This is a genomic window from Faecalicatena contorta (assembly GCF_021531995.1).
Lineage (GTDB): Bacteria > Bacillota > Clostridia > Lachnospirales > Lachnospiraceae > Dorea_A > Dorea_A contorta_A.
Map to the genome: position 1 here is coordinate 1 of NZ_JAFBIZ010000122.1, position 8,059 is coordinate 8,059.

9 protein-coding genes and 1 other annotated feature are annotated in these 8,059 nt (G+C 41.4%); of the genes, 8 read left to right on the forward strand and 1 reads right to left on the reverse strand.

Annotated features, from left to right (window positions below; genetic code table 11):
* The first annotated feature begins 92 nt into the window (after positions 1 to 92).
* Entirely contained in the window at positions 93 to 257 is a 165-nt protein-coding gene (locus JQM82_RS13180; protein ID WP_235250841.1) for a hypothetical protein, read from the forward strand.
* Here the strand turns inward: JQM82_RS13180 and JQM82_RS13185 are convergent.
* Complete coding sequence (locus JQM82_RS13185) at positions 227 to 451, reverse strand: hypothetical protein (protein WP_235250849.1); 225 nt, start codon at positions 449 to 451, stop codon at positions 227 to 229. The genes JQM82_RS13180 and JQM82_RS13185 overlap by 31 nt on opposite strands.
* Before the next feature lie 98 nt (positions 452 to 549).
* Here JQM82_RS13185 and JQM82_RS13190 point away from each other — a divergent pair, with 98 nt between their 5' ends.
* The 7 genes from JQM82_RS13190 to JQM82_RS13220 all read left to right on the forward strand — a co-directional run bounded on the left by JQM82_RS13190 (position 550) and on the right by JQM82_RS13220 (position 7,972).
* Entirely contained in the window at positions 550 to 1,056 is a 507-nt protein-coding gene (locus tag JQM82_RS13190) for an SEC-C metal-binding domain-containing protein (protein ID WP_235250850.1), read from the forward strand.
* Positions 1,041 to 1,790 carry a YdcF family protein gene (locus JQM82_RS13195; RefSeq protein WP_235250851.1) on the forward strand — a complete coding sequence of 250 codons (750 nt, stop codon included), beginning with the start codon at positions 1,041 to 1,043 and terminating at the stop codon, positions 1,788 to 1,790. The genes JQM82_RS13190 and JQM82_RS13195 overlap by 16 nt, the downstream gene beginning before the upstream one ends.
* 11 nt (positions 1,791 to 1,801) lie before the next feature.
* Positions 1,802 to 2,019, forward strand: a binding site (T-box leader).
* A 109-nt stretch (positions 2,020 to 2,128) separates the two neighbouring features.
* A complete protein-coding gene (thrS, locus tag JQM82_RS13200) occupies positions 2,129 to 4,054 on the forward strand; it encodes a threonine--tRNA ligase (protein ID WP_235250852.1) in 1,926 nt (641 codons plus the stop codon).
* A gap of 85 nt (positions 4,055 to 4,139) precedes the next feature.
* Entirely contained in the window at positions 4,140 to 4,463 is a 324-nt protein-coding gene (locus tag JQM82_RS13205) for a DUF1540 domain-containing protein (protein ID WP_235250854.1), read from the forward strand.
* A 137-nt stretch (positions 4,464 to 4,600) separates the two neighbouring features.
* A complete protein-coding gene (locus JQM82_RS13210) occupies positions 4,601 to 5,995 on the forward strand; it encodes an AI-2E family transporter (protein ID WP_235250855.1) in 1,395 nt (464 codons plus the stop codon).
* Between the two features lie 2 nt (positions 5,996 to 5,997).
* Positions 5,998 to 6,918 carry a homoserine O-acetyltransferase MetA gene (metA, locus tag JQM82_RS13215; RefSeq protein WP_235250856.1) on the forward strand — a complete coding sequence of 307 codons (921 nt, stop codon included), beginning with the start codon at positions 5,998 to 6,000 and terminating at the stop codon, positions 6,916 to 6,918.
* A 133-nt stretch (positions 6,919 to 7,051) separates the two neighbouring features.
* Positions 7,052 to 7,972, forward strand: coding sequence for a tyrosine-type recombinase/integrase (locus JQM82_RS13220; protein ID WP_235250857.1), 921 nt, complete (start codon positions 7,052 to 7,054; stop codon positions 7,970 to 7,972).
* The last annotated feature ends 87 nt before the right edge of the window (positions 7,973 to 8,059 follow it).

Below are 8,059 nucleotides of genomic sequence, written 5' to 3' on the forward strand. Positions count from 1 at the left end.
AACATGTATGCATATAATACAATTATGAAAAATATAATTATAAAGTCGGAAAGACAAGGGGGATCATAAATAATAGAAACGGAGGTATTATTATGCGTACAGGAGAATGGAAGACCGAAAAGAACGAAGTGATATCGATGGAAGAATATCTGGCAAAAAGAAAGAAAATAAGAGAAAAAGAAACGAGATGTATGCTGGAAGGGTCGGAACTGACCCCTCTGGAATATTATTTTGTGTCATCTTCATCCTGGTCCTGACTCTGATGGATCTGGCGGTAGACCAACATATAACCATATAAAAGAACCGGAAGAATAATTGTGGAGGCAATGGATGCCCAGAGAAGATTCAGAGCATTCGGACTGCCGATCAGAGCAAAAATCAGTGTGCATGCATACATGCCAAATAGTAGAAATGCGGCAATCAGTGCCAGAATACGTTTTACATTTTTCATACGAATCATCCTTTACATCTAATCAAGACTTTAGTATATTATATAGGGAGCAATTGAAAATTGCAAATGAATATAAGCATACAAAGGAGTATAAGAATATGAGTCGTACATTATTGGAGCAGTGGCATGACATTGCATATGATGAGAAAGCGGACAGAGGACAGCTTCAGAGATTTTGGTCCACATATTTTCAGATTGAAAAAGAGATATATGAACAGCTGCTTGCCAGTCCGGATGAGGAAGTAAAGGGAACAGTAAAGGAACTGGCTGAAAAGTATGGACAGGAAGTTCTTACTATGGTTGGATTCCTGGATGGAATCAACGACAGCCTGAAAGAGGCAAATCCAATAGAGACAATGGATGAAGATACGGTAGTAAGTCTTGCATTTGATAAAGAAAAACTGTATAAGAATATGGTGGCAGCAAAAGCAGACTGGCTGTATGAACTTCCGCAGTGGCAAGAGATTTATTCAGAAGAAGAACTGAAAAAGTTATATAAAGAACAGAAAGAGTCTGGGACGATCCGTAAGGGGAAAAAGGTCGGACGTAATGATCCGTGTCCGTGTGGATCTGGTAAAAAGTATAAAAAATGCTGTGGAAGATAGTTATGTTCTTTTTGGGAATCATCAGCATAGCCTATTATGTGGTTATCTGTGTGGTTCTTAAAAAATGGGATTCTACTTTTTCAAGATTCTGGCTGATTGCAGGAATTATCTGTCTTGTCGGTACAAAAGCGATAGATTTTAATGGATTTTCGTATGTCGTTAAGGTGGGAATAGCTTCCCTGTCAGGAATATTTCTGCTTACAGAAGGAATCATTGTCAGAGGAATGTTCGGCAACCGGCATAAGGAGTGTCATTATCTGATTATTCTTGGTGCGCAGGTGAATGGCCGCAGGATTACAGATTCTCTGCAGCGAAGACTGGATTGTGCACTGTCATATCTTTCACGCCATCCGAAGACGAGAGTCGTCGTATCCGGAGGGCAAGGAGAGAAGGAAGAGCGGACGGAAGCAGATGCTATGGAAGAATATCTGCTCTGCCATGGGATTGAGAAGCATCGTATTATTCTGGAAGATCGTTCCAGAACGACAAGAGAGAATCTGCTGTACTCGATGGAACTGATCGGGGACATAACAGAGCCTGTGGGCATTGTTTCGAATAATTTTCATTTGTATCGTGCATGCAGTTATGCCAGACAGCTCGGATATGCAGATCCTTGCCCGATTAAGGCCGACTGTCATCCGGTACTGTTCATGAATTATATGGTGAGGGAATGTCTGGCTGTGTGGAAGATGTGGATGATAAAATTGTTGACAAAGAATTTGACGGTGTTATAATGATAGCATATGAAAACACGATGACGAGACGAGTAAGTTGGGAAAGAAACTACAGAGAGAAAGGCCACCGGCTGCAAGCCTTTTGTTTTGGAACCTTCTGAAGACTACCTCTGAGTGGCTGCAAAACAGTCCGGTGATTCCGTTACCATCAGAATGAAGTGGTTCTGACATGTACATATGTCAGTTCAAGCAGGGTGGAACCGCGAGAAAAAGTGAACTCGTCCCTTACAGCAACAGGCTGTAGGGGACTTTTTTTATATAATCGGCGCTTTTCACAGAGTCCTTTCATGCCTGTGAAGAAGCAAAAGAATATTTATTGAGAAGAGAGGAAAACAATCATGAAAATCACATTAAAAGACGGATCTTTCAAAGAATATGAAGGAAGCATGTCTGTACTGGATATCGCAAAAGATATCAGTGAAGGTCTTGCAAGAGCAGCAACTGCTGCAAAAGTAAACGGTGAGATTACAGATCTCAGAACAGAGATCAGCGAGGATTGTGAACTTGAGCTTCTGACATTTGATTCAGAAGATGGTAAGGGTGCATTCTGGCACACAACATCTCATATTATGGCACAGGCAATCAAACGTCTCTATCCGGAAACAAAGCTTGCAATCGGACCATCTATTGACAATGGATTCTATTATGATCTTGACAGAGAGACGCCATTTGTCACAGAAGATCTGGAAAAGATTGAAGCAGAGATGAAGAAGATCGTAAAAGAGGCTCTTCCGATCGAGAGATTTACAAAAACGAGAGAAGAAGCAATTGCATATTTTAAAGAAAAAGATGAACCATATAAAGTAGAGCTGGTAGAAGATCTTCCGGAAGGAGAGGAGATCAGTTTTTATCAGCAGGGAGAATTTGTAGATCTGTGTGCAGGTCCACACCTGATGTCTACCAAGACAGTAAAAGCATTTAAGCTTACAAGTCTTGCCGGTGCTTACTGGAGAGGCAGTGAGAAAAATAAAATGCTGACCAGAATCTATGGTATTTCATTCCCGAAGAAAGCAGAGCTGGAAGAATATCTGCATATGATCGAAGAGGCAAAGAAGCGTGATCACAGAAAACTGGGAAAAGAGCTTGGACTGTTCATGATGTGTGACGAAGGTCCCGGATTCCCGTTCTTCCTTCCAAAGGGAATGGTACTTAAGAATACCCTGCTGGATTACTGGAGAGATCTGCATAAGAAGAATGGTTATGTGGAGATCTCTACACCGATTATCTTAAGCAGACATCTCTGGGAAAATTCCGGACACTGGGATCATTACAAAGATAACATGTATACAACAGTGATAGATGACATGGATTTTGCTGTAAAACCGATGAACTGTCCGGGCGGTATGCTGGTGTACAAGTCTGAGCCTCGTTCTTATAAGGATCTTCCGCTTCGTATGGGAGAGATCGGTCTGGTACACAGACATGAAAAATCCGGTGCACTGCATGGATTATTCCGTGTACGCTGCTTTAATCAGGATGATGCTCACATCTTTATGATGCCTGAACAGATCCGTGATGAGATCAAGGGTGTTACAAAACTGATTGATGAAGTATACAGCCTTTTTGGATTTAAATATCACGTTGAACTTTCCACTCGTCCGGAAGACAGTATGGGGAGTGATGAAGACTGGGAGATGGCTACAGAAGGTCTGAAAGGTGCTCTGGATGACATGGGACTTGACTATGTGGTAAATGAAGGAGACGGAGCATTCTATGGACCAAAGATTGATTTCCATCTGGAAGATTCCATCGGAAGAACATGGCAGTGTGGAACAATTCAGCTGGATATGCAGATGCCACAGCGCTTTGATCTTGAATATACAGGAGCCGACGGAGAAAAGCATCGCCCGATCATGATCCACAGAGTTGCGTTTGGTTCAATTGAACGTTTTATCGGTATCCTGATTGAGCACTTTGCGGGTGCATTCCCAACCTGGCTTGCGCCGGTACAGGTAAAGATACTTCCGATCTCTGACAAGTACATGGAATACGGAAAGCAGGTTCTGGATGCACTGGAGAAGGCAGGAATCCGTGCTGAAATCGATGAAAGAGCTGAGAAGATCGGTTATAAGATCCGTGAGGCACAGATGAATAAGATTCCATATATGCTGGTGGTCGGAGCAAAAGAGCAGGAACAGAATCTGGTATCTGTAAGAAGTCGTTTCGCAGGAGATGAAGGACAGAAGTCACTGGATGCGTTCATTGCTGATATCAAAGAAGAAATTGAATCCAAGACACAGCGTGAAGTGGTAAAAGAAGATTAATTACAGATTTGCAGACCGTGTGAATAAGAAATAAAAATTCTGGCATAATAACTTCTGAAATACAAAAAACACAGGAGGTAATATTATGCCAGAATTAAAATGTACCGTACAGACATGTACGCATAACCAGAATTTCTACTGTGATCTGGACAGTATTGTAGTTGGTGGAAGTTCTGCAAAACGGGCAGAAGAAACATGTTGTGACAGTTTCGAAGAACGGAAAAACGGATCTTCCTACAAGGATGTGACCGGTAAGGAAGCATCTTCCAGAAGCGATATTGATTGTAAAGCTACAGACTGTATGTATAACAAAGAATGCAAATGTCATGCGGGAAAGATCAGTGTAGAAGGAAGCGATGCCTGTCAGTGTGAACAGACAGAATGCGCGACCTTTAAATGCGGATACTAGAATATACAGGAGAATAAAAGGGATTGTTGCAAAATATATGAACGAATTATTTTGCGACAATCCCTTTTCTGTTGACGCATATTTATAAGAAGAGTATAATTATTTTAATTGTTTGAGTGAAAAGGAAGTTGGTCGATATGAGTAAAGATAAATCCGATGAGAATACATACTATTCGAGCAGCCCTAAGATCGGTCGGAAAGGACCGTCAAAGCTGCGACAGCAGTTTAACCGGGGAATGACGTATTTTCTGGTGATTCTGGTCTGCATTCTGTTTTATTTTGCAATGTTGAGGATCGAAGCAATCTCCAGGCTGGTAACTATGGTCATGGATGTACTTAAGCCGATTATCTATGGCTGTATTATTGCTTATCTTCTGAATCCGATTGTGAAGACTGTGGAAAAAGTGTTGCTGCCTGGTCTGGAAAATAAAATGAATAATAAAGAACGTGCCAGATCACTTTCCAGAGGAGCAGGGATATTTATAGCATTAGTGCTTATGGTCGTGTTGATTGTGGCACTGTGTAATCTTATGATTCCGGAGTTGTATGTCAGTATCAGGGATCTGATTATTACACTTCCGGGACAGTTGAATCAACTGGTGAATCGCTTCAGTGATGTGACATTGAATGATTCGGCGATGACAACTCTTATGAAGGCTGCTTTTAAAGAAGGAACTTCGACTTTCCAGAACTGGCTCAGAACCGACCTTATGGATACGGTAAATGAGGTGATGTCACAGCTGACATTTGGTGTGATTAATCTTCTGAGTGAACTGTTGAATGCATTGATCGGCGTAATTGTGTCTATTTATGTGCTGTATGGAAAGGAAAAGTTTGGATGTCAGGCGAAGAAGGGGATTTATGCACTTTTTTCACCGGAACATGCCAATATCGTGCTTCATCTTGCAACGAAAACCAATGAGATATTTGGAGGATTTATCATTGGTAAGATGATTGATTCAGCGATTATCGGAGTGTTATGCTTTGTAGGTTTGTCTGTTTTGAATATGCCATATACGCTTTTGGTCAGCGTGATTGTGGGTGTGACGAATGTGATTCCGTTCTTTGGACCGTATATCGGTGCTGTGCCCAGTGCGATACTGATCATGTTGTCTGACCCGATCAAGGGAGTATATTTTATTCTTTTTGTTCTGGTTCTTCAGCAATTTGACGGAAATATTCTGGGGCCAAAGATCCTTGGCAATTCTACCGGTCTGTCTGCATTCTGGGTTATCGTAGCAATTCTGCTGGGAGGCGGATTGTTTGGAGTTTTGGGTATGTTGATGGGAGTGCCTGCATTTGCGGTGTTATATTATATTGTGAAGCTGATTTTGGATAATCGGCTGGAAAAAAAGAAGCTTCCCGCAGATTCGGATTATTATGATACAATGAGTTATGTGGATAACGGTGGAAATTATGTTCACATGAAGTCTAGGGTAAGCTGTGAGGATTACGTGCATCCACAGTCTGGAATGTGTCAGAATGAACAGGAAGAAAAAGATGAGAATAATGAAGAAGAAGGGGAAAAGTAATTATGCCAATCAGAGTGCAAAATGATCTTCCGGTAAAGGAAATACTTGAAAGTGAGAATATATTTGTGATGGATGAGCATCGGGCAACACATCAGGATATTCGTCCAATTAAGATTGGACTTTTGAATCTGATGCCGCTGAAAGAGGATACAGAGCTTCAGATCCTGAGATCTTTATCGAATACACCTCTTCAGGTGGATGTGACCTTTGTTATGGTATCAAGTCATCAGGCGAAAAACACGTCTCTCAGCCATCTGAATAAGTTTTATCAGAAATTTGAGGAAATCAGGAATCAGAAATTTGATGGATTTATTATTACAGGTGCTCCGGTGGAGCAAATTCCGTTTGAGGAAGTAGATTACTGGGATGAGTTGACAGAGATCATGGAGTGGACGAAGACGAATGTTACGTCAACACTTCATCTGTGCTGGGGAGCACAGGCCGGCATCTATTATCATTATGGGATTGATAAGGTACAGATGGATAAAAAAGTGTTTGGGGTGTTCTGGCACCGGGTATTGAACCGCAAGATTCCGCTTGTGAGAGGATTTGATGATGTATTTCTGGCACCACATTCACGCCACACAGAGGTGCCATTGAATCAGATTCGTGCGGATCAGAGACTGACGGTACTGGCAGAATCTGACGAAGCAGGACTTTTTCTTGCGATGGCAGAAGATGGACGCCAGATCTTTGTAATGGGACATCCGGAGTATGACAGAGTGACTCTGGATGGTGAGTATAAACGGGATCTGGGAAAAGGACTTCCGATTGAGATTCCGAAAAATTACTATCCGGAGAATAATCCGGAGAACAAACCATTGCTTACCTGGAGAGCTACATCGAATAATCTGTATACAAACTGGCTGAATTATTACGTCTATCAGGTGACACCCTATGATTTGATGGGAACGCCGTTTTAGATGTTGGATTATTCTGGGTTGGGGAGTCCCCCAACCATTTTAAAAATCTATAATGTTATAGTATGAAGAATACTTTTAACATTATAGTGGTGGGTCCGCTCTCGCGGACATTAGTCAAGAAGGAGGGACTAAAATGAACAGCTTATATGCGTCGCAACTGATCAGTCAAGTCGTATGGCCTGATTTTATTGCACATTTTAAAAGTCATACGACGCAGGCTTCCTATCAGGCAGATATTATAGAGATTATGAACTATTTTCAAATGGATTTTCTTGAGATTGGAAAGGATGAGGTACAGGTATATTTTTTCTATTTAAAGCATAGAGTAGAACAGAAAGAGATAAGACCTGGAACCATGTCTAAAAAGTTCCGGGAACTGCATTCCTTTGCTGAATATGTATGTGAAAACCGGGAAAAGTACAAGATATCAGAAGAGTATCAGGATGTATATTATCCTTATTTGCGACAATTGGCCAAACAGGAAGAATATGCAAGAGCAGTTCCGGTTGTGCATCTGGATGAACTCTTAAAAGCAGCAGAAGGTCATCTTATGGAGTATTGTGTACTTACATTTCTTTTTCGCGTCGGTCTTACATCTACAGAAGTGATGCGGCTGAAGCTTTCTGATCTTGCACTATATGAGAATGGAATGTATGCTTTGATACAGGGAAGGCACAGATTATCCTATATTCCGGAAGATGTGTGCAAAATACTAAAGAGATATATCGAAGAACGGAATCTGAATGAGAAAAGCAGAGTACAGCCGTATCTATTTTGCAATAAACGGGGAAATCCTTTGAACCCGATGTATATCAGCCGCATGATGCGAAAATATGAAGAAAAAACGGGGATTCCTCATTACAGTGCGCGGAACCTGAGAAACAGCTGTGCGGTTACCTTATTTGCGTACGGAGCGTCGGAAGATCAGGTCGCAGATCGAATGGGAACAACGAAAGTCCAGATCCGAAGATATCATAATCTGGCATATCAGGATCAACTTCAGCAACAGGCTGAAAATCTGGTGAAGCTTAAGGTAGAACCACCGTCTGTATAATCCGGGATCTGCATTTTAGAAAGTTCATGTCATAAATAGGATCTGGAGATTAAAAAAAAACTTGCATAACAATACGTTGTTATGATA